This window comes from Mesorhizobium captivum, from assembly GCF_033977165.1.
Lineage (GTDB): Bacteria > Pseudomonadota > Alphaproteobacteria > Rhizobiales > Rhizobiaceae > Mesorhizobium > Mesorhizobium captivum.
Window position 1 is genome coordinate 14,945 of record NZ_JAVIJB010000024.1, and the last position, 19,940, is coordinate 34,884.

19 protein-coding genes and 1 pseudogene are annotated in these 19,940 nt (G+C 59.9%); 11 read left to right on the plus strand and 9 right to left on the minus strand.

Annotated features, from left to right (window positions below):
* Window positions 1–536 precede the first annotated feature (536 nt).
* Window positions 537–927, minus strand: a pseudogene (locus RFM40_RS20210) (ABC transporter substrate-binding protein); the annotation flags it as partial.
* A gap of 520 nt (window positions 928–1,447) precedes the next feature.
* Here RFM40_RS20210 and RFM40_RS20215 point away from each other — a divergent pair.
* On the plus strand, window positions 1,448–1,753 hold the full coding sequence (locus RFM40_RS20215; protein ID WP_320227079.1) for a hypothetical protein: 306 nt from the start codon (window positions 1,448–1,450) through the stop codon (window positions 1,751–1,753).
* 375 nt (window positions 1,754–2,128) lie between these two features.
* Here RFM40_RS20215 and RFM40_RS20220 read toward each other — a convergent pair whose 3' ends face one another.
* The 7 genes from RFM40_RS20220 to RFM40_RS20250 all read right to left on the minus strand — a co-directional run bounded on the left by RFM40_RS20220 (window position 2,129) and on the right by RFM40_RS20250 (window position 8,465).
* A complete protein-coding gene (locus tag RFM40_RS20220; protein ID WP_320227078.1) occupies window positions 2,129–2,830 on the minus strand; it encodes an HAD family hydrolase in 702 nt (233 codons plus the stop codon).
* 14 nt (window positions 2,831–2,844) lie between these two features.
* Complete coding sequence (locus tag RFM40_RS20225) at window positions 2,845–3,906, minus strand: ABC transporter ATP-binding protein (protein WP_320278104.1); 1,062 nt, start codon at window positions 3,904–3,906, stop codon at window positions 2,845–2,847.
* 19 nt (window positions 3,907–3,925) lie between these two features.
* Window positions 3,926–4,975, minus strand: a complete 1,050-nt coding sequence (locus RFM40_RS20230) for an NAD(P)-dependent alcohol dehydrogenase (protein WP_320227076.1) — start codon at window positions 4,973–4,975, stop codon at window positions 3,926–3,928.
* A gap of 5 nt (window positions 4,976–4,980) precedes the next feature.
* Complete coding sequence (locus RFM40_RS20235) at window positions 4,981–5,220, minus strand: DUF2160 family membrane protein (protein WP_320227105.1); 240 nt, start codon at window positions 5,218–5,220, stop codon at window positions 4,981–4,983.
* A 16-nt stretch (window positions 5,221–5,236) separates the two neighbouring features.
* Window positions 5,237–6,073 carry a carbohydrate ABC transporter permease gene (locus tag RFM40_RS20240; RefSeq protein ID WP_320227075.1) on the minus strand — a complete coding sequence of 279 codons (837 nt, stop codon included), beginning with the start codon at window positions 6,071–6,073 and terminating at the stop codon, window positions 5,237–5,239.
* Between the two features lie 5 nt (window positions 6,074–6,078).
* The gene (locus tag RFM40_RS20245) at window positions 6,079–6,957 is read right to left on the minus strand and encodes a carbohydrate ABC transporter permease (protein WP_320227074.1); all 879 of its coding nucleotides are present in this window, start codon (window positions 6,955–6,957) and stop codon (window positions 6,079–6,081) included.
* 119 nt (window positions 6,958–7,076) lie between these two features.
* Window positions 7,077–8,465 carry an extracellular solute-binding protein gene (locus RFM40_RS20250; RefSeq protein WP_430691714.1) on the minus strand — a complete coding sequence of 463 codons (1,389 nt, stop codon included), beginning with the start codon at window positions 8,463–8,465 and terminating at the stop codon, window positions 7,077–7,079.
* Between the two features lie 348 nt (window positions 8,466–8,813).
* On the opposite strand from RFM40_RS20250, the gene RFM40_RS20255 reads away from it, so the two are divergent.
* The 10 genes from RFM40_RS20255 to RFM40_RS20300 all read left to right on the plus strand — a co-directional run bounded on the left by RFM40_RS20255 (window position 8,814) and on the right by RFM40_RS20300 (window position 18,931).
* Window positions 8,814–9,701, plus strand: coding sequence for a sugar phosphate isomerase/epimerase family protein (locus RFM40_RS20255; protein ID WP_320278105.1), 888 nt, complete (start codon window positions 8,814–8,816; stop codon window positions 9,699–9,701).
* Between the two features lie 64 nt (window positions 9,702–9,765).
* Window positions 9,766–10,293, plus strand: a complete 528-nt coding sequence (locus tag RFM40_RS20260) for a substrate-binding domain-containing protein (protein ID WP_320227071.1) — start codon at window positions 9,766–9,768, stop codon at window positions 10,291–10,293.
* A gap of 144 nt (window positions 10,294–10,437) precedes the next feature.
* Window positions 10,438–11,655, plus strand: coding sequence for an ROK family transcriptional regulator (locus tag RFM40_RS20265; RefSeq protein WP_320227070.1), 1,218 nt, complete (start codon window positions 10,438–10,440; stop codon window positions 11,653–11,655).
* Between the two features lie 39 nt (window positions 11,656–11,694).
* Window positions 11,695–12,681: a tagatose kinase gene (locus RFM40_RS20270; protein WP_320227069.1), complete on the plus strand. Its 987-nt coding sequence runs from the start codon at window positions 11,695–11,697 to the stop codon at window positions 12,679–12,681.
* Window positions 12,681–13,949: a D-tagatose-bisphosphate aldolase, class II, non-catalytic subunit gene (locus tag RFM40_RS20275; protein ID WP_320227068.1), complete on the plus strand. Its 1,269-nt coding sequence runs from the start codon at window positions 12,681–12,683 to the stop codon at window positions 13,947–13,949. Before RFM40_RS20270 ends, RFM40_RS20275 begins: the two co-directional genes overlap by 1 nt.
* 20 nt (window positions 13,950–13,969) lie before the next feature.
* The gene (locus RFM40_RS20280; protein WP_320227067.1) at window positions 13,970–14,728 is read left to right on the plus strand and encodes an SDR family NAD(P)-dependent oxidoreductase; all 759 of its coding nucleotides are present in this window, start codon (window positions 13,970–13,972) and stop codon (window positions 14,726–14,728) included.
* 47 nt (window positions 14,729–14,775) lie between these two features.
* The gene (locus RFM40_RS20285; protein WP_320227066.1) at window positions 14,776–15,504 is read left to right on the plus strand and encodes an SDR family oxidoreductase; all 729 of its coding nucleotides are present in this window, start codon (window positions 14,776–14,778) and stop codon (window positions 15,502–15,504) included.
* A gap of 54 nt (window positions 15,505–15,558) precedes the next feature.
* Entirely contained in the window at window positions 15,559–16,290 is a 732-nt protein-coding gene (locus RFM40_RS20290; protein ID WP_320227065.1) for an SDR family oxidoreductase, read from the plus strand.
* A 163-nt stretch (window positions 16,291–16,453) separates the two neighbouring features.
* Window positions 16,454–17,182: an SDR family oxidoreductase gene (locus tag RFM40_RS20295; RefSeq protein ID WP_320227064.1), complete on the plus strand. Its 729-nt coding sequence runs from the start codon at window positions 16,454–16,456 to the stop codon at window positions 17,180–17,182.
* A gap of 3 nt (window positions 17,183–17,185) precedes the next feature.
* Entirely contained in the window at window positions 17,186–18,931 is a 1,746-nt protein-coding gene (locus RFM40_RS20300; protein WP_320227104.1) for a GMC family oxidoreductase, read from the plus strand.
* Between the two features lie 497 nt (window positions 18,932–19,428).
* On the opposite strand, the gene RFM40_RS20305 is transcribed toward RFM40_RS20300, so the two are convergent.
* On the minus strand, window positions 19,429–19,629 hold the full coding sequence (locus RFM40_RS20305) for a hypothetical protein (protein ID WP_320227063.1): 201 nt from the start codon (window positions 19,627–19,629) through the stop codon (window positions 19,429–19,431).
* Window positions 19,630–19,940: the final 311 nt, after the last annotated feature.

Genomic DNA, 19,940 nt, shown 5'->3' on the forward strand with positions numbered 1-19,940 from the left:
TGCGTCGCCGGCCCTACAAGGATGTACGCCAGCGCCGGCGAGTTGCCGAGATCTATAGATCCAATGCGTCGGTGCACCAGCAACTCGTAGGAAGGAGGAGTCTCCCAACCGGCACTCCATGGGCGCTGCTAGGCTCAGCGGACCATGTGTATCGAAAACATTAGCACCGCTCGCGACCAACGTCATCCATCAATCGGACAGAAGGTGGGCTTGGTGCTTTTAGGGTATTGGTGGTGGAATCCCAATCGGTTACAAACGGAACCGAGAGCTTGCCGTCCATCTGCGTTGCCGGACCTTCCGGAAGCCGTTCGTGCGCAGGCGCGAAAGACATAGAGCTCCAAAAGCCGGGCGGACGATCGAGGGCCGCGATTTCGGCGGCAGCCGACCCAAAAAGTCCGTTTCAACAAACGATTTCGACAACCGCGCTGTCTTGGCGGTAGCCCCCTTCCCTTTTCGGCACTGAACAGCCACGCCGCTCAATCGCGAGCGGCTGCCTCACCACGCTGGGAATTTCACCGTCAAGTCGTGAACCAGCATGCCACGTCTGATCCACGCAATACGATGGGCGAGCCGTCGTGCCCGGATTTCGTGTAATGAAACTTCGCCTTGTCGAGATCGAATTCGCGCTGTCGTATAGAGGCGTCGAACAGTGGATAGGCGACGTTGATGAGAAAGTCGTTTCCGACCGATCCATAACCTGTCAACACCTTGTCGAGGATCTCCTGGCGGTTGATTGCGTATTTCAATGCCAATCGCAGATCATTGTTGTTGAAGGGTGCGGTGTCGCACATCATGCCGAACGGGTAGTGGCCGCCCCTTAACATTCCTGACCGCGACATTCGGCGCGCGGCCAAGAAGCTTGGCGATCTTCGGATCGACACCGTTGATGATGTGGACCTGCCCGGACCGCAGCGCCCAACTTCGGGCAGGCAACCTGCCTTCGGCCGACTGCAGGGGATTCGCAAGCAACAAGTGGATAGGCGCGCCCCTCGCATGAAGGCACGATAAAGCACAACCATGGTCTCTGGTTGTGAATCTCAGCCAATCCCGCCAGCACGGCCGCCATTCTGGTCGAACGACGTCTGCTTCCAGTAGTCGGCAAAGCTGATCGCCTATCGCCGATTTGGCGGCGCGAAGCCGACCTCTACTACACCAACCGGAATGTCGGCTTCCGCGAGCACGCTGAGAGATTCCGCGCTGGCCTGCCCCCTGTGGTCAAAAACCTCATTGTTGAGACTCGGGCTGCCCCTGTTCGGTCGTCGCTTCTGCACTTCATGAAGTTCCGATCGATTTGCGAAGGTGAGAGCGCGAGCGGCTCGCCTCCCGCGGCAGCCCATGGCCGCTCTTTATCAAGAGTTCACCATAGAGATAGCGGTTCCGGAACCTTTCCAACTGCTGCGGACTTCCGGGAACCAATGTGATGAACCCCAAATGAAGGAACTTCGGCATGAAAGTCACCGCAGCAGGCATCGACCGCATCAAGATCGGCAACGCGGACGCAAGTGGCCAGGGCGCGCATTTCGTGGTCTGGCTTTATCTTCAGGTCGACGAAGACGGCACACAAACCGGTCAGGAACTGGTGGTGTCGGTTCCGTATGACGCGCAGATGACCTTCGACGATATCGCCACCCAGGCTTTCGAGAAGGCGCACGCCATGCTTCTCGCCTGCTGCGAGATAGATCAGTCCATGTGGTGGAAGCAGTTCAACCGCAGCCTTGCGCCGCTGCCTGAATGGACGCCCGGCGCGCAGTAGTTGCGAGGTGCTCGAACGGGCCGTTTCTGAAGCTGATTCATGCGGTTGGATCAGACACGAAGCCGCCAGTAGTGGCTAACCAGCTATGTCGGCTTTTGTGAACGGCAATAGCCAATGGAATGACCGAGGAGCGGCATTCGAGAGAGGATGCCGATGCTTGCATCCGCAGGCAAATTTTTCTGGCACGTCCTCAGTCGACGAGGCGGCCGATGATTGGTGAGGCTGCGTCGCTGCCATCCATGACGTAGTCGCTGACGTCAGCCCCAGGTTGCTATGGTCGCGCGCGATGACGAGAACAGCTTCGCTTTTACCCACCCCGCGTAACAGCAGATCGTCCGCATAGCAGCCGTGAATTGCCGCGCCCGTCGTCTTCGATCAACTTGCAGTCCGATAGGGTGCGAGCGCTCGGTGTGCTTTAGAAAGGTGGTCGATCACCTCAATCGCTCCGGCACATCGCAAGACTGCCGTTTGAACCTCCTCGCGCCCCTTCAGGTGACTTCCGCCGACAAAACCTACAGGGCGCATGCCGGCCGCGACGGCGCCTTTGATGCCGTGCGGCGAATCCTCCAGCACGGCGCACTGGGTCGGGTGAACGCCAAGCTTCTCAGCTGCGAGCAAGAACAGATCGGGGGCGGGTTTGCCCCGCTCTACCTGATCGGAACTAAAGCCCCTACCACCGAAACGCGCAGCAAGGCCCGACATCTCAAGCGTCTTTTCCAGCCGCCGCACCGAACTGCTTGTCGCAATCGCCACAGCGATGCCGGCACGATCCAGCGCTTCCAACAGCCCCGGTACGCCGTCGATTTGCCGTAGCCCTGTCTGGTAAGCTTCGAACAGACGATCTTCCACGCGCTCGGCGAAACCTTCTGGACACGCCTGGCCCAAGCTCTCTCCGATTTCCCGGCAGATCGTAGAAATAGAGATGCCGAGATATTTCTCCCGAACACGATCCGCAGTCATCTCGGACAGTCCTGATGCGCGTATTTCGGCCGCCACCGCTTCGAGCGAAAGCGGTTCGCTGTCCACCAGGCAGCCATCCACATCGAAGATGACCGCCCTGATCGCGGACTTACTCATGCAAACTTGTTCTCTCATATGCGCTGTTCGGTCTTGCGATCGAACAAATGCACGTTAGCCGGATCGATGATGAAGCCGATCTCCTCGCCCGGGGCGGCAGAGATGCGTTGCTTGACGATGGCGTCGATCATGTCCTTACCAGCCCTTGCAAAAATCTGCGTCTCCGATCCGGTCGGTTCCGTTACGACAACTTTGACCGGAATACCGCCGGCGCCGACCAAAATGTGTTCAGGCCGGACGCCATGAGTGACCGTCTGGCCGTCCGCGGCATCCGTCGGTGGAATCGGAAGCGTCAGCCCGCTTTCGGACACGAACTGTTTGCTCGCGCTTATGTTCTTGATCGTGCCGTGAATGAAGTTCATTGCCGGAGACCCGATGAAGCCGGCGACGAAAACGTTTCGAGGATGGTCGTAAAGATCGAGGGGGGCGCCGATTTGTTCAACCCGGCCATCGCGCATGACGACAATCTTGTCTGCCATTGTCATGGCCTCGATCTGATCATGAGTCACATAGACGATCGTGGTCTTCAGCCGCTGATGCAGTTCCTTGATCTCGACACGCATCGTCACGCGCAGTTTCGCGTCGAGGTTCGACAGTGGTTCGTCAAACAGAAAGACCTGCGGATCGCGAACGATGGCTCGGCCCATGGCGACACGCTGACGCTGACCGCCCGAAAGTTGCTTCGGATAGCGGTCAAGCAGCTTCGACAGATCGAGAATATCGGCCGCCTTGTGGACCTTTTCCTTGATCTCCGCTTGGGGGCGCTTGGCCATCTTCAGCGGGAACCCAATATTGTCGAAAACAGTCTTGTGCGGATAGAGCGCATATGACTGGAACACCATGGCGATATCGCGGTCCTTCGGCGGCACGTCGTTGACGATGCGGCCGCCGATCCTGATCGTGCCCTCGCTGATCTCTTCGAGACCGGCAATCATGCGTAGCAGCGTGGACTTTCCGCAGCCCGAGGGCCCGACGAGCACTACGAACTCGCCATCGTCGATATCGACACCGACACCGTGCATGACCTCCAAGTTGCTGTACCGCTTGAAGACTTTTTCGATTTTGACATCAGCCACGGGCCAGTCTCCCTTTTCGTTATTGCGGCAGTTCGATCTGCATTTTCACGTCCGCTGGGGGTGCCGAGGCGGCGATCTCGAAGGCATGCACACTGTCCTTGAATTCGAATTTGCGCGTGATCAGCGGATGGACGTCGATCGCACCCGACGACAACATCGCCACACAGCGCGGGAAGACATGCGCGTAGCGAAATATGTTTTCCACGCGCGCCTCGCGGATCATCGCCGCGCCTGCATCGTAGGCAATCGGCTCGGGCTGGCCGCCAATCATCACAACGCATCCGCCGGGCGCCAGCGGTTCGAAGACCCTGGCAGCGGCCTTGGGCGAGCCAGTCGCCTCAAACAGCACGTCCGCGCCCCAGCCATCGGTATCACGCTTCACGCGTTCAACGATGTCGTCGTTGTCCGCTTGCACTCCGGTGATGGCGGGGCTCAGGCCCTCGGCGATGTCGAGCTTCTTTTTGGCAAGATCGCTCACATAGACCCGCGCGCAACCGCCTGCCAGCGCGGACAGCGCGGTGACGAGCCCGATTGGGCCTGCGCCAAGCACGATCGCTATGTCGCCTGGCTTGATGCGAGCTTTCGTCGCCGCATGGACCCCGACCGCGAGCGGTTCGACCATCGCCGCCTCGGCAAAAGAAACGCTGTCGGGCAGCTTGAAAGTGAACGCTTCGGGATGCACGCAGGTCGGGCGCAGAATTCCATGCACAGGTGGCGTTGCCCAGAAGCGCACGGCCGGGTCCACATTGTACATTCCAAGTCGTGTCGCCTTTGAGTACGGATCCGGTATCCCGGGCTCCATACAGACGCGGTCGCCTTCTTTCAGCGTAGTCACCTCGGAGCCCGTCTCGATGATTGTGCCAGAGGCTTCGTGGCCGAGGATCATCGGCGCATTGACGACAAAGGGACCGATTTTGCCATGGGTATAGTAATGGACGTCCGAACCGCAGATGCCGACCGTATGCAGTTTGATGCGCACGTCGCGCGGACCGAGCTTTTCCTCTTGACGCTCAATCGGGAAATCGCGGAGCGAGAGATCGAGTTTTTTCTCGAGAACAAGCGCCTTCATGTGATTCAGCCTTTCGCTATGATGAACGCTGCCAGAGCAAGCGCGATGAGGTTAGAGATCCAGATCGATAGCCCCATGGGCTCCATCAGGCGGAACCATAGAAGCGACAGCGCGACCCAAATGACGACGGAGATGAAAAGGCGGTCGAACCAGTTCGTTTCTATAGGTAGAAAGCCTCTCTTTTGCAGGATCGGTCGAGCATTCCCGTCATCAAGGATATCGATCGGCTTTTCGATACTTTCCATCTTGCTGGCCATGCCATCAGCCCTTAACTGCGCCGAACGTGAGACCGGCGACGATGTGACGTTGGACGATGCTGAAAACGATCAGGGCCGGGATCAGCGTGAAAACCGAAATCGTTGCCATGATGCCCCACGCCGTGCCGGTGGTCGTGACATATTCGGACAGCCCGGTCGTCAGCGTGCGGGCGTTGAAATTGGTGAGCGTCGCCGCAAGCAGATATTCGTTCCAGGCAAACACCCAGGTGAGAATGAGCGTCACGGCCAATCCCGGCCGGCAAAGCGGGAACACGACCTCGGTGATCACCTTCCAAGGACTTGCGCCATCGACATAGGCCGCCTCGTCAAGCTCGCGCGGAATGCCATCGACCGTCGGCCGCAATGTCCAGATCGCAAAAGGCAGATTGAAGGTGCAATAGACCATGATCATGCCGATGCGCGTGTCCAGCAGCGTGAAACTGCCGACCTTGTAGACTTGGGTCATCAACAGGAACAGCGGCAGCAGGAACACGGCTGGCGGCGCCATCCGGTTGGTGATTGTCCAAAAGAAGATGCTTTCCTTGCCGCTCATATTGAAGCGCGACAGCGCGTAGCAGGCGAAGAAGCCAAACGTGGTGCACACAAGCGCATTGCCCGACGAGATGACAAGCGAGTTCAGCATGTAGCCGCGCAGCGTCGGATTGTTCAGGACGTCGATGTAGTTCTGCCAGTAGATGTGGCGCAGGATGACATCGGGTGTCGAAAACAGCTCCATCGCCGGCGTCGCCGAGATCACGAACAGCCAGTAGATCGGAAACAGCGTCACAAAGCTGATCAAGACCCAGAACAGCGTGCGTATCCAAGGGTTTCGCTTCTTCATAAGCTTCACCCCTTCTTCGGGTTCCGCGGTGCAAGCAAGCCCGTGTAGAGCAGCCAGCAGACCACGATGGTGAGGTAGAGGACGACGACGGAGATCGCCGACCCATAACCATAGTTGGTGCGCGGGAAGACCTCCCTGAAGATATGCACGCCAACATAGCGGGTGGCCGATCCGGGGCCGCCCCCGGTCAGCATCAGGACCTCGTCGACGATGCGCAGCGCATCCATCAGTCGGATGAAGACTGTGGCGATCAGCGCCGGCGCGATCATTGGCAAAGTGATGTGCCAGAAGATCTGGCGCTTGCCCGCACCGTCGATCTGCGCCTGCTCGAACGGGTCGGCTGGAAGTGAGACCAGCGCGGCGATCAGAGTTAGCGTGACCAGGGGCGTCCAGTGCCAGACGTCCATGACGACGGTGACGACGAAAGCCGCCAGAGCGCTCTGGCCGATGTTCAGGTCAAAGCCGATCCAAGCCTTGAGGAAATGCGGAATGATCCCGATCGAGGGCGTCGTCATAAGCTTCCAGACCGAGCCGACGATGATCGGCGCCATAATTAGCGGCAGCGTGTGGATAGTGCGGAATATCGCCTTGCCGGGGAAGTCCTTCATGAACGCCTGCGCCAAAACGTAGCCGAGGATCACTTCGGTGAGCACGGCAAAGAATACAAAGAGGACGGTCACGCCGAGCGAGGCGAGGAAGGCCGGATCGAACACAACGTGACGGTAGTTGTCCGCGCCGTTGAAGATCATGCTTGGGTCAGCAGCGAACGGGTTCCACTGGTGGAATGATACCCACACCACGTAAATGAAGGGCAGTACGCCGAAGAAGAACAGTATGATCATCGTCGGGGCCAGCAGTATCCAGCCCAGTGTCTTGGATTGCATCGGTCATCCTCCCCGGTAGCAATGTGAAACTCCCGGCCCGTATCATAGGGCGTATGAGGGTGGGGCCGCCACCAACTCAGGTGACGACCCCCCGGCGGCAGTCTTCAGGGAGGCGAAGACTACTTGCGGTAGCCCAGAGTTGTCAGCTCTTCTTCCGCCTTGGCCGCCATTTGATCGAGCCCCTCGTCGGCGCCAAGCTCGCCAGTGAGGATCTTGTAGAAGATCGGCGCGGTGGCCTCACGCACCTGCGCGTGGAACGGATAGGGCGGGGCGCCGGCGAACAGATGCCCGTCGTCCTTCAGCATCGTGTAGTAGCCGCCCAGTTTCTTGTCCATGTCCTTGACCTGTGGGTCGTCGTAGGTCGCCTTGTTGGTGATCCGCGGCGCCGCAATCGCCCAGCCGGGTTGCACGGAGTCCTGGCCGATGTATTCAAGGAACAATGCTGATGCTTCCTTGTTCTTCGAGCTGACCGGGATGCCGAAGGCGCCGCCGTCGTAGTAGCCGATATAGCCCTTGTGGGATTCGGCACCTTCCTTGACGCCGGGCGACAGCGGCGGCAGCGCGAAGCCGACCTTGCCGACGACTTTGGACTTGGACTCGTCGGCCTGGATCCAGGCGGCATTCTCGCCGTACACCAACCCCTGTGCAGCGCGCCCGGCGGCGAAGGTCGTTGCAACCTCGCTCCAGGTCGACTGCACCGATTCCGGCGGAGCGACATCGCGCAAATGCAGCCACCACTTCAAAGCAGCCTTTGCCTTGTCCGAGTTCATCTGGCCGCCATGCTCGACCGTGGCGCCGTAGTTGTCGGCAGCGTTGATGCCCCAGTTGTAGACCCCGAACGTCGGCGCCACCGACTCGAAGTATTCGTACCACGAGGCCGGGTGTCCCGTATGCGCCTGGGCGGTCGAGCCCCAGAGCTGCATGTCATGATCCTTACCCCACTTGGTGAAGAAGTCAGCGATCTCGGTGTATTGCTCGTGGGTCGTCGCTGGCGCCAGGTCGTGGCCCGTCTGTTTCTTGAACGCCGCCTTGATCTCGGGATCGTCGAACAGGTCCTTGCGGTAGAGATAGATCTTGATGAACGCCTCCATGGGCACCCCGTAAAGATCATCTTTCTGCTTGAAGTAGTCTGCGAAGGTGGTGAAATTCGCGTCGTCGTAGGTCGGCGCTTTCAGCGACGGGTTGTCCTTCAGCTCCTTGGTTATGTCGACCAGGAAGTTCCGCGCCAGGTACGAATAAATGATGTCCTGCTCGATATAGACCATGTCGTAGATGCCCGTACCGGCTTCCATGTCCTTGATGGCCTTGTCGTACATCTGGTCCCACGAGGTGGTCTCGATCTCGACCTTGATGCCCGTCTTCTTCTCGAACTCGGGCGCCAGAACATCCTTGATGTAGTTGGACGGAGGCGTGCTTTCCGTCACGCCATGCAGGACGACGCCCTTGTAGGATTCGGCGGCCTTTGCCCAGAAGTCGTCATTGCTGTCCGCAAGCGCAGTTCCGGACATCAGCCCGACCGCAATGGCAGCCACGCCGAGTTTCATTCGAACGTTCATCTGCTCCTCCCTATTAAAACGAACGGCTCCTTGCCGTCCTGCCCTGATACGGCAAAAGGCGGTACCTTGCAAGGTTTTGTTGCGTAAAGATGCATATTATCTTTTTGCGGCTGCGAAGGCGGAATTTCTCAATCGCTCAACGACATCAGCTATTGCATTGATTAAGCTGAATAATTTTTGATCTGAATTTGTTGACTGCCGTTGGCGACGGAGAGAGGCCCTTGCGCCGACGTCAAAATTGGAGCATTGAAGGGCGACGTTTGTATGTTTAGCATGCAAAATTGCTGGGAGGGAATGCGAATGCGGCGTCTTGGTATCCATTCGTTTGTCTGGACAAACGGCCAGTCCCAAGAGGGGTTGGAAATGGCTATGGAGAAATCGGCCGAGCATGGCTACCGCCTGATCGAGTTTGCCTATCTGCGCCCCGAGAAATTCGATCTCGATCGCCTGGCAAAAAAGGCCAAGGACCTGGATATCGAGATTGTGGTCACGATGGGCCTGAGCGCGGATGCGGACGTGTCGAGCGAGGACAAGGCCGTGGTCGCCAAAGGCAGAGCGCTCTTGTCCGACGCGGTCAAGGCTGTCCGCGACATCGGCGGCATCCGGCTGGGCGGCATCCTTTATTCGATGCACGGCAAGTATGAGCGGATGCCAACACGCATCGGCTGGATGAACAGCGCCGAGACTGTCGCCGCGACCGCCGAGGTTGCCAAGGATTGCGGTGTGGAGATCGTCCTTGAGGTGGTGAACCGCTTCGAATCCAACCTGTTGAATACGACCGCCCAAGGCATGAAGTTTATCAAGGATACCGGTCGCGATGACGTCCTTCTGCATCTCGACACTTTCCACATGAACGTCGAGGAAGCCAGTCCGGCTCACGCCATCCGTATGGCGGGAGACAAGCTGGGCTATTTTCACTTCAACGAAAACTACCGTGGCTATCTCGGGACCGGAACGATCGACTTTCCGAGCATCTTTTCAGCCTTGGTCGATATCGGTTTCCACAATCGCGACGTCGTCTTCGAAAGCTTCTCCAGCGCCATCGTCGATGAGGCTTTGTCGCGCGCCTGCGGCATTTGGCGCGACACATGGGACGACAACAATCCGCTCGCCGCGCATGCCAGAGCCTTCATCGAAAGCCATTGGTCGGAGGCCGTGCGCCGGGCCGAGATCAACGAGGCTGCATGAAAGGACCGGAAAGCCGCGGGCTCATCTTGGCCCGCACCATCTGATGCCCGAGGAGGACGGGAAGATGAGGCAGGCCTTGGGCATTGCTGATGAAAGCGACGCCAGCGGTCGCCAAGATTTGCTGACGCGGTCCAACTTGTTCGACACCGCGATCACTGATGGATACGACGCGATCACCTTTACCCCGCTCGACATCGATGCCGGCAACGAGCCGATCGAGCGCGCAAAGGCAGCCGGCATTCCCGTGTCCGGCTCCAATACGATGGTCTCAAACACTGCCCTCCACGACGCCTACATCAACTCCAACGATGTCGAAGCCGGGGAGATGTTGGGTGCGCTTGAAGCCGTAAAGCGCGGTGAGCAGGTGATGTCCAGCCTGCAGGATGCCCACGGCCAGGCACAGGGCGCAATCGACCTCGTCCTGCATAAGCTCGTAGGCGACAACGACAAGCCGCGCGCCGCCGTCTGGGACGTCAATGGCAGCCTCCCCATGGAATGTTCGATGAGTAAGCCGCAGGCAATTCCATGTGATGAAATGTTCGATGACCCCTCGCAGGAATTTGGCTGTACTTCGCATGTGCGGGACAGTTGAGGCTACATAAGGAACGACAATGACCTGCTTGCCGCTCATACAAAAAAGCTCATCGAAATGAAAAGTTCCGAGATTCCGCGTCGCCAGGAGGAAAACGGCGCTCGGGCGAAGTATAGCCGGGGAACGAATTTGCAGGAGCCCGCCATGACTCGCGTGACCTTTCCCAGCAGCTCGCCACGCAGGATCCGTCAGAGTAACGCGGTAGCGACATTGAACGCGCTCCACCGCTTCGGTCCGTTAAGCCGGGCAGAACTAGCCAGGCATATGGGGGTCAACCGCTCGTCCGCCGGCAATATCGTTTTGGAATTGGTCGAGGCAGGGCTCGTTCGCGAAGTGCCTGAGAACGAGGCCGCAAATTCGGCCGCCCAGCCCAGAGCCGGACGGCCGGGAATACTTGTCGAGCTCGTGCCCGACGCTGTCTTCTTTGTCGGCATCGAAATTGGCGTCGAGCACATAACGTGCGTCGAGATCGATCTTGCCGGTAAGATTGTCCGCAGCAGCACGAGATGTTTCGAAGGCCGCAACAGCGGCCCGGAAGAAGCGGTTCGCACCGCCATCGACCAGGCATTTTCCGAGATCGGGAAGGACGACCTGACGAGATGCCAAGGCCTGGGCATTACCGTGCCGGGGCAGATGGACCGGAATGGCTTCATCCATGTCGCACCGATCCTCGGATGGCGCAACCTTGATCTCCCGGCCCTTACTCGCACCTTTCTCCCGGCCGAAGTCCCCGTCTCAGCGGAGAACGACGCCAACGCATTTGGCATCGGCACCACCTATAGTCAGCACGAAGCGGCGAACGGCGTGACCTTTTTCATGGTCATCGAAACCGGTGTTGGCGGCGGAATCGTGATCGACGGCAAACTGTTTCGCGGCGGCAACGGCTTGGCAGGTGAGGTGGGGCACCTGAAGACACGAAACTCGGAATACAGAAATCTGGAGCAGGCTTTCGGCCGTGACCGAATCCTTTCTTCCTATCGCCAATTCGATCCGGACGCCGACTTGGACGCGTTCCTTAGCGATGTCCGAGACCGTGTTCCCGAGGCCGTGCAGTTTGCCGAAGAGTGGTCCAGCCTGTTGGCTTTTGCCGTTGTCCAGATCTCGAGACTGATCGACCCGAACCGCATTGTTCTCGGCGGGTCTGTTGCGGAACTCTACCCGCTGGTTGCCGCTCGCGTGGACGCCCACATCCGCGATCTTCAGGCTGCGACCTTTCCCATCCCCGAGATCATTTTCGACGAGAACGCCGCCTACGGATCCGCCTTCGGAGCTGCTTGCATGATGCACCAGCGCTTCGTGTCGCTCGACAACCAGCTGCTGAATAGGGACGCGGTTTCCGATCCAGGCAATTCCGCCGCCTGAAAATGTGAATCAGCAACACATACGGGATTTTGATGGCTGATGGATGAACCCTCCAAATCACTGGCAACGGATTCACTAGGGCCGACGGTAACGGTCGGAGAAATACTGGTAGAGATCGTCGCTACGAAAATCGGCGTCGGGTTCAGGGAGCCTGTCGAGCTCTTGGGCCCCTTCCCTAGCGGCGCGCCTGCGATCTTCGTCGATCAGTGCGGACGCATCGGTGGCAGCGCGGCTTTGATCGGGGCCGTCGGCAGCGATGATTTCGGCTTCGTCAACATCGAACGTCTAAAGAGGGACGGGGTCGACGTTTCCGCTATTGCTGTTTCGCCGGATTACCCGACTGGCAGTGCGTTCGTACGATACCGCACCGATGGCTCGCGCGACTTCGTCTATAACATTGGCACCTCTGCGGCCGCCCGTTTCAGCTGGACGGAGAAGGTGGAGGCGCTGGTAACCCGTTCGGGCCACCTGCACGTCATGGGGTCGGCCTTATCCATGCCGAGCGCCTGGACAGTCATTGAGAAGGCCGCGCAGGTGATTAAGGCTCGAGGCGGCACGCTGTCGCTGGATCCCAACCTGCGCAAGGAGTTGAAATACGACGACCAGACCGAAGCGCGCTTCGCCCAGTTGGTTGCGATGTCCAACCTTTTGCTGCCCTCGGGCGACGAGCTCGAGCGTGCTGCGGGCGTCGAGGGAGAGGCTGCCAGTATCGCCCGGCTTTTCGAGCTTGGCGTCGGCGAGATCGTTCTCAAGCGCGGACGCGAGGGAGCAAGCTGCTTCCTGCGGGATGGAACGCGCGTAGACGCCGCCGCCTTTGATGTCAAAGAGATTGATCCGACCGGGGCCGGCGATTGCTTCGGTGGCGCCTATATCGCCTGCCGCCGACTCGGCATGCCCGTCGAGCAGGCCTTGCTCTACGGCTGTGCCGCCGGCGCACGCAATGTGACGGTGCGCGGCCCAATGGAAGGTGCTGGCACGCGGGCGGAGCTGGACGATTTCATCAGAACGACGAAGAGACTGACGTAATGCAGGTGAAACTTGAACAACTGGCCGCTTACCGGGCGTCCGGAACGCCGCGCGGCATTAGTTCGGTCTGCTCCGCGCATCCGATTATCCTGCGCGCCGCGCTCCGGCATGGGCTGCAGTGCGGGGCGACGGTGCTCATCGAGGCGACGTGCAACCAAGTCAATCATCTGGGCGGCTATACGGGCATGAAGCCTGCCGATTTTGTCGCTCTGGTGTGCCGTATTGCCGCTGAGGAGGGCTGCCCGGTCGAGCAGATCGTGCTGGGCGGCGATCACCTGGGTCCGAACCCCTGGCGCGACCGGGATGCGGAAGCCGCCATGGCCGAGGCAGGAAAAATGGTTGCAGCCTATGTCGCGGCGGGTTTCCGCAAGATTCATTTAGACGCCTCGATGGGGTGCAAGGACGAGCCGGTGGCGCTCGACGACGCCGTGACTGCCGCGCGCGCCGTTCGACTGGCTGCCGTGGCCGAGAAAACCGCGAAGGAGGTCGGCGGGGACATGCCCTGCTACATCATCGGTACTGAAGTGCCGCCCCCGGGCGGCGCCGACCATGCGCTCGATACCATCATACCCACCGCGCCCGAAGCCGTACGCCAGACCCTTGCCGTGCATCGGGAGGCCTTCGCGCAAGCCGGGCTTGCGGATGCCTTTAACCGTGTCATTGGCATCGTGGTGCAGCCCGGCGTGGAATTCGGCAACCGCAACGTCATTTTCTATGACCGAAAGAAGGCTCAGTCGCTGGTGCGGGTGCTGGATGGCGAGCCGGGGCTCGTCTTCGAGGCACATTCCACCGACTACCAGGGCGCCAAGCCTCTGGCCGGACTGGTCGAAGACGGCTTTGCCATTCTCAAGGTCGGCCCGGAACTGACCTTCGTCCTGCGCGAGGCGCTTTACGCGCTGGACCTGATCGCGTCCGATCTGGTGCCGGGTTATGGCGAGCGGCCGCTCAAGCGGGAAATGGAACGGCTGATGCTGGCCGATCCTGGAAACTGGAACCGGCATTATTACGGAGATGCAGCGACCCAAGCCGTGCTGCGGCATTATTCGCTGTCCGATCGTATCCGCTATTACTGGGCAACCGAGGCCGCCGAAAAGGCGGTCGCCCGTCTGATCGCAGCGCTCACGGGGCGGAACATCCCGCTTCCCCTGATGTGGCAATACCTGCCCGCCGCCACAGACTTCGCAGATGCGCCGCTCGAGCCCGAGACCTTTTTGATCTGGCGCGTGACGCAAAGCCTGCAAGCCTATCACGCCGCCTGCAATGGATGAGCGAAAGACTGGAGAGCATCATGGCACTTGAACAATTCCGGCTGGACGGCAAAGTCGCTCTGGTCACCGGCGGCAACCGTGGCATCGGCCTGGCCATCGCCAAACTCTTTGGAGAGGCTGGGGCGAAGGTGATGATGACCGGCCGAACGCTCACCGATGCTGCCGAAGACCTGTGCAAGAGTGAAAGCTACGGCTGGGTGCAGGGCGATGTGACCGACCCGGCAACACCGGCACGGATCGTGCAGGCGACGCTCGATCGGCTCGGTGCACTCGATATTCTGGTGAACAATGCTGGCATCGCCGACCACGGCAACTTTCACGAATTCGGCGACGACCGCCTCGCCGCGATCACAGACACCAATTTCATCGCTCCCTTCCGCATCGCGCGTTCGGCTGTGATGCCAATGCTGGAGAAGGGAGCCGGAGCGATCCTCAACATCGGCTCGATCTCGGGTGAAGTGGCCAACAAGCCGCAGTTGCAGGTGGCCTACAATGCATCGAAGGCGGCGGTGCATCAGATGACCCGCGTCATGGCCTTCGAATATGCTTCCCGCGGCATCCGGGTGAATGCACTCGCTCCTGGATATGTCGTCAGCGACATGACGCAGGGCGGGATCGCAAACGAGGACTGGAACCGGATTTGGACAGAGAACACGCCCATGGGCCGCTTCGGTCAGCCCGAGGAAATGGCCACCTGCGCGCTGTTTTTATGTTCGGACGCCGCAAGCTACGTCACCGGCAGTGTTCTCACGGCTGATGGCGGCTACACCACCCACTAAACGAACAAACCGCACGCCGAGGCGTGCCTCAACATAGGATCGATATCATGGTTGGGAAACTCGAAGGCAAGATTGCAGCAGTAACCGGAGGAGCCTCAGGGATCGGATTGGCGAGCGTGGAAGCCATGCTTGGCGAAGGCGCAACCGTGGTCATGGTCGATCGCGACCAAAAGGCTATGGAAACCCTCTGCGAGAGATTGGGCAACAAGGTGATCCCGCTGGAGGTCGACCTGCTCGATCCGGCAAGCTGCGCAACGATCCTGGATCGGATCATCGAGAAGGCGGGGCATCTCGACATCCTCCATGCCAACGCCGGTTCCTATATCGGCGGCGACCTGACCGAGACGGATCTCGATGCGATTGACCGGATGCTGAACCTCAACGTGAACGCGGTGATGAAAAACGTCCGCACCGTCATTCCACATATGATCGAACGCGGCACCGGCGACATCATCGTAACCAGTTCGGTTGCGGGTCATTTCCCCGTGCCGTGGGAGCCGGTCTATTCGGCATCCAAATGGGCAATGACATGCTTCGTGCAGACGATGCGCCGCCAGTTGAACAAGCACGGGATCCGCGTCGGACAGGTTTCGCCGGGCCCGGTCATCTCCGCCCTTCTTGCCGATTGGCCGGAAGAAAATCTTCGCAAGGCGAAGGAAAACGGCAGTCTGATCGAACCGAAAGAGGTCGCCGATGCAGTGATCTTCATGCTGACCCGGGCGCGCAATGTGACGATCCGTGACATGATCGTCCTGCCGACCAATTTCGACATCTGAACCGAAACCGAGCAGCCAAAAGCCTTCCCTCATTGTGTAGGAGCGAGCGTCCCGATGAACGATTTGGCAGGTCGAACAGTACTAATCACCGGCGCTGCCGGCGGGATCGGCAAAGCCATGGCGGAAGGTTTTGCTGCGACCGGTGCGCAGTTGGCCCTTCTTGATCTCAACGATTCCTCGGAGCTGGCATCGCGCCTTGGTGCTTGTCATAGGAGCTTCGTGCTCGATCTTGAAGACCCCGGCGCCATCGCTTCCGTCGTCGAGCACATCGGCGTGACGATGGGCATCGATATACTGATCAACAATGCCGGGTTCGGCATTGTTTTCCCTGTCGGGGAACCAAATTTCGAGGCCTGGGACAAGACGATGCGGATCAACCTGCGCGGCCCCTGGCTTATGGCCGCCGCTGCCCTGCCCTATCTTAAGGCCTCAGGCCGCGGACGCGTCATCAATATCTCCTCCCAGGCCGGCGTCATCGCCCTCGATGAGCATGCGGCCTATGGCGCCAGCAAGGCAGGCCTGATCAATTTGACGAAGGTGATGGCGATCGAGTGGGCCAGATTTGGCATCACCGCCAACGCGATTGCTCCAACGGTGGTCGAAACGCCGATGGCGCTTATCGGCTGGTCGGGAGAAAAGGGAGAAAAGGCCAAAAAGGATATTCCCATCGGACGCTTCGCCAAGCCTTCCGAAATCGCAGCGGCCGCACGCTATCTCGCATCAGACGAAGCAGCAGTCATCAACGGTGCGGTGCTGATGGCCGATGGCGGTTTCAGCGTCAAATAAAGGCTCTATCTCTCTCGCCAGTATTTGCTGGCCGGTCATTTCTGAACGCTCCCGAATTGCCGCAGTCATCTGGATGTGACGCCGGTCTGGTCAGCAAATCCCACCGGCTTCAAGTCAAAAGGTGTGGAGTGGCTGCGGGATGGTGACATAGGAGGAAATGAAAATGCAGCAGGACCTTTCCGACAAGGTGGTGTTGGTGACTGGGGCCAGTTCCGGCATCGGGCGCGCCATGGCGATGGCCCTGGCGGCGCAGGGGACGAGACTTGCCCTGGTCGGTCGGTCCGCCGAGCGTCTCGGCGCGATCGCCGACCGGATCGGCAACGGCGCTGCTGCAATTGCCGCGGATCTGACGAAGCCAGGTGAAGTCGAACGGGTCGTCTCCGAAGTCGGCAGCCGGTTCGGACGGATCGACATTCTGCTGCCGAACGCCGGACTCTACATTGCCGGTGACGTCGCTGACGGCGATCCCGATGCCTGGGACGAATTGCTTACGATCAATGTCAACAGCGTATTCCGCTTGGTGCGCGCGGTACTCCCGCAGATGATCGAGCGCAAGGCCGGCCACATCGTCATCACGTCATCGGTCTCCGGCCATCAGGCCATTCAATGGGAGCCGGTCTACTCGGCCTCCAAGCACGCGATCCAATCCTTCGTTCATGGGCTGCGCCGTCAGGTGGCAGCGCACAATGTTCGCGTCGGCGCGGTCGCGCCCGGCGTCGTCCTCAACGAATTGTGGGGCTACACCGACGCGGCCGCGATCGACGCCAAGGTGGAGAGCCGCGAAGGGCTAAGATCGGAGGACGTCGCCGATGCAGTCGTTTACATGTTGACCCGGCCGGCCAACGTCACGATCCGCGACCTGGTGATCTTGCCGCAGAACCAGGACATTTAGGTGATGGATCCGTTCGACTACGTCATTGTCGGCGCCGGGCCGGCAGGCTGCGTGCTTGCCAACCGGCTGACGGAAGATCCCGCAGTCCGCGTCGCGCTGATTGAAGCCGGGCCGGATCACAATGCCCGCAAGGCAATCGTACGAATTCCGCTCGCCATGGTCACCTTTATGGCGCCGGCGCTGGCGTTTCTGGGCGGCCCGAAATTCATGACGTGGCTCACGAGCGAACCGGAACCCGGGCTCCAAGGCCGGTCGATGATGTTGCCGCGCGGCAAGGGCACCGGGGGGTGCACCAACATCAACGGACAAGTCTTCATCCGAGGTCAGCGCGAGGATTTCGACGGCTGGAGGGATCGCGGCAATCCGGGCTGGGGCTTTGACGATCTGCTGCCCTATTTCCGCAAGCTCGAGCGCTTCGAACCGCTCGCTGCCCCCCGATCCAGCCGGCATGTTAGACTGGGGACACGGCCACTGGCCGAGCAAGTCGATCCGGCTCTGCATGGCACGGACGGTCCGGTCAATATCGCGCCGATGCGCAGCGTCAACAAGCTCGCCTACGCCTATATCGAAGCAGCGCAACTCGCCGGCTACGAGCTCAATCCCGACTTCAACGGACCACGGCAGAACGGTATAGGGCTCTACACTTTCACCCAGAAGAACGGGGAGCGCGTCACCGCCGAGAGCGCATATATCGATCCGGTGCGGCACCGGCCGAATCTCACGATAATAGGCAACACGAAAGTTACCAAAGTGGTGTTCGACGGAAGGAGGGCTACCGGGGTCGAGTGGAAACGCGGCGCCGAGACCGGTGTAATCGCCGCACGGGAGATCATCCTCTCGGCCGGCACTTTCGCTTCGCCCCAGCTTTTGATGCTGTCGGGCATCGGAAAGGCGCGCGAACTCGCCAGGCACGGTATTCCGCTCGTGCAGGACCTACCTGGCGTCGGCGAAAATTTGCAGGACCATCTGGACATCACGCTGGAATACCGCGCCAAATCCATCACACCATACGGCATCTCGTGGAAAGCGTTGCCGCGAAACATCCTCCATGTGCTCGACTGGCTGTTGCGCAAGCGCGGGCTTCTCGCCTCGACAACCGCCGACGGTGGAGGCTTTCTGTCGACCGATCCGAACAGCGAGCGACCTGACATCCAGCTTTTCTTTTGCACGGGCCGGGCCAACACACAGTCCGCCTCGGGCTTCACCGGGCACGGGTTCCTGATGCATGTCTGTCAGCTCAGGCCGGGCAGCATCGGCCGCGTCACGCTGAAAAGCGCCGATCCAGCGGACCAGCCGTCGATCCTCTACAATTTCTTTCGCGGTGAAAGCGGCATGGACGTGATGCGCGCCGGCCTGCGGCTGGCTCGAAAGATCATGGCACAGCAACCCTTCGCGCCACATCTCGACGCGGAGGTCGATCCCGGCCCCGACGTGGAGAGCGACGGCGCCATCGACGCCTTCATCCGGGAACGCGTCGGCACGCTGTTCCACCCGGTCGGCACCTGCGCGATGGGTCTGGGGGCGGAAGCGGTGGTCGATCCGCGAACGCTGCGCGTTCACGGGGTCGGCGGGCTAAGGGTGATCGACGCCTCGATCATGCCGGCCATCGTTTCGGCCAACACCGTCGCGGCGACCTATTGCCTTGCTGAGAAGGCGGCGGATCTAATCAAGCGGGAGGCTGGTTCGTCATTCTTCCGCACAGCCTCTGGCTGCCAGGGCGACTGGCGACCAAATCCGAAGCAGAAGTGAGTTCAGCTTGGTCAATGCGCCTCTTGGCATGGCCGATCAACTCGCCGGTTGCCACCCTCGCCTCGGATCCAGTGGTGCTCGGTCGTAGGGCTTGGACGCGAAGCCGCGGAAGGGCTGAGCGACAATACGGACACTTCAGCTCCATCCGGATCGTATCGGCTGCGATGTATCGGCGAGTTTGCTTGCGGCCCCGTTTATGCGGAGATGCTCCAGCGCGTCGGTTGGCAAACGATCTCAAAAGCGGTCATTGAGATGAATTCCCGCCACAGATCGCAACGATTGGGGCAAGCGGCCATGCAGTGCATGTCTGGCGCACGCTGCGAAGGGCATTATGAGTCCGAGCGCCTCAGAATTGGTCCGATCCACAACCCGGAGACCATAGGCGATCTACCTGTCACAGCTTGAGAAGCTGAAATGACGAAGCCGAAAAGGCTGCACGGCGATTCTAGTAGACCCCGGCGGTAGAGATCAGCGACAAGGTGCCGACCGGATCATCGCTAAATATTGACCGCAAGCGCGACAGACGTAGCAACGTGCTCGACGTGCTCCTCGCGCAGGATGCTCGTCACGACGCGGATGGCGCTCGTCGGCTGCGTCGAGAAACTTGCTCCAGCATGGACCGCGATGCCATGCGCCGCCAGTGTGACCAGGGTTCCGAAGCAACCGGAAGAGTCCATGTCCGGCGTCGATCCCGACATTGCGTTTCGCCAGTTCGAGGCTTACGCCAATTACGGCAATCGACCGCTGAGAAACCCCGCGCCGCGGATTGATCGGCTCGACAGGCCGGGGCGCGCAGCTTCGCAAGGAACTTTCCTGCACTGCGCCGTCAATAGACCAGTCGTCCCGATGCTGTTTCAGACGTCGCCGCGAGTCAGATGTGTTCGAAACTTCTTTGGCGAGACATGTGCTTCTATCGCCGCTTCGCACCGGTTGATTGATCACGAACTTCTGGTTATGCATAACTAAACGAGGGCTGCGTTTTCGCGCGGTCTACGCGGCCTAATTGCTT

Coding starts and splice junctions, on each gene's coding strand:
- RFM40_RS20305 (WP_320227063.1), bottom strand. CDS start 19,629: ATGTCGGGATCGACGCCGGACATGGACTCTTCCGGTTGCTTCGGAACC.
- RFM40_RS20290 (WP_320227065.1), top strand. CDS start 15,559: ATGAACGATTTGGCAGGTCGAACAGTACTAATCACCGGCGCTGCCGGC.
- RFM40_RS20265 (WP_320227070.1), top strand. CDS start 10,438: ATGACTCGCGTGACCTTTCCCAGCAGCTCGCCACGCAGGATCCGTCAG.
- RFM40_RS20240 (WP_320227075.1), bottom strand. CDS start 6,073: ATGAAGAAGCGAAACCCTTGGATACGCACGCTGTTCTGGGTCTTGATC.
- RFM40_RS20250 (WP_430691714.1), bottom strand. CDS start 8,465: ATGTCCGGAACTGCGCTTGCGGACAGCAATGACGACTTCTGGGCAAAG.
- RFM40_RS20300 (WP_320227104.1), top strand. CDS start 17,186: ATGGATCCGTTCGACTACGTCATTGTCGGCGCCGGGCCGGCAGGCTGC.
- RFM40_RS20255 (WP_320278105.1), top strand. CDS start 8,814: ATGCGGCGTCTTGGTATCCATTCGTTTGTCTGGACAAACGGCCAGTCC.
- RFM40_RS20280 (WP_320227067.1), top strand. CDS start 13,970: ATGGCACTTGAACAATTCCGGCTGGACGGCAAAGTCGCTCTGGTCACC.
- RFM40_RS20220 (WP_320227078.1), bottom strand. CDS start 2,830: ATGAGTAAGTCCGCGATCAGGGCGGTCATCTTCGATGTGGATGGCTGC.
- RFM40_RS20235 (WP_320227105.1), bottom strand. CDS start 5,220: ATGGAAAGTATCGAAAAGCCGATCGATATCCTTGATGACGGGAATGCT.
- RFM40_RS20260 (WP_320227071.1), top strand. CDS start 9,766: ATGAGGCAGGCCTTGGGCATTGCTGATGAAAGCGACGCCAGCGGTCGC.
- RFM40_RS20295 (WP_320227064.1), top strand. CDS start 16,454: ATGCAGCAGGACCTTTCCGACAAGGTGGTGTTGGTGACTGGGGCCAGT.
- RFM40_RS20285 (WP_320227066.1), top strand. CDS start 14,776: ATGGTTGGGAAACTCGAAGGCAAGATTGCAGCAGTAACCGGAGGAGCC.
- RFM40_RS20245 (WP_320227074.1), bottom strand. CDS start 6,957: ATGCAATCCAAGACACTGGGCTGGATACTGCTGGCCCCGACGATGATC.
- RFM40_RS20275 (WP_320227068.1), top strand. CDS start 12,681: ATGCAGGTGAAACTTGAACAACTGGCCGCTTACCGGGCGTCCGGAACG.
- RFM40_RS20270 (WP_320227069.1), top strand. CDS start 11,695: ATGGATGAACCCTCCAAATCACTGGCAACGGATTCACTAGGGCCGACG.
- RFM40_RS20230 (WP_320227076.1), bottom strand. CDS start 4,975: ATGAAGGCGCTTGTTCTCGAGAAAAAACTCGATCTCTCGCTCCGCGAT.
- RFM40_RS20215 (WP_320227079.1), top strand. CDS start 1,448: ATGAAAGTCACCGCAGCAGGCATCGACCGCATCAAGATCGGCAACGCG.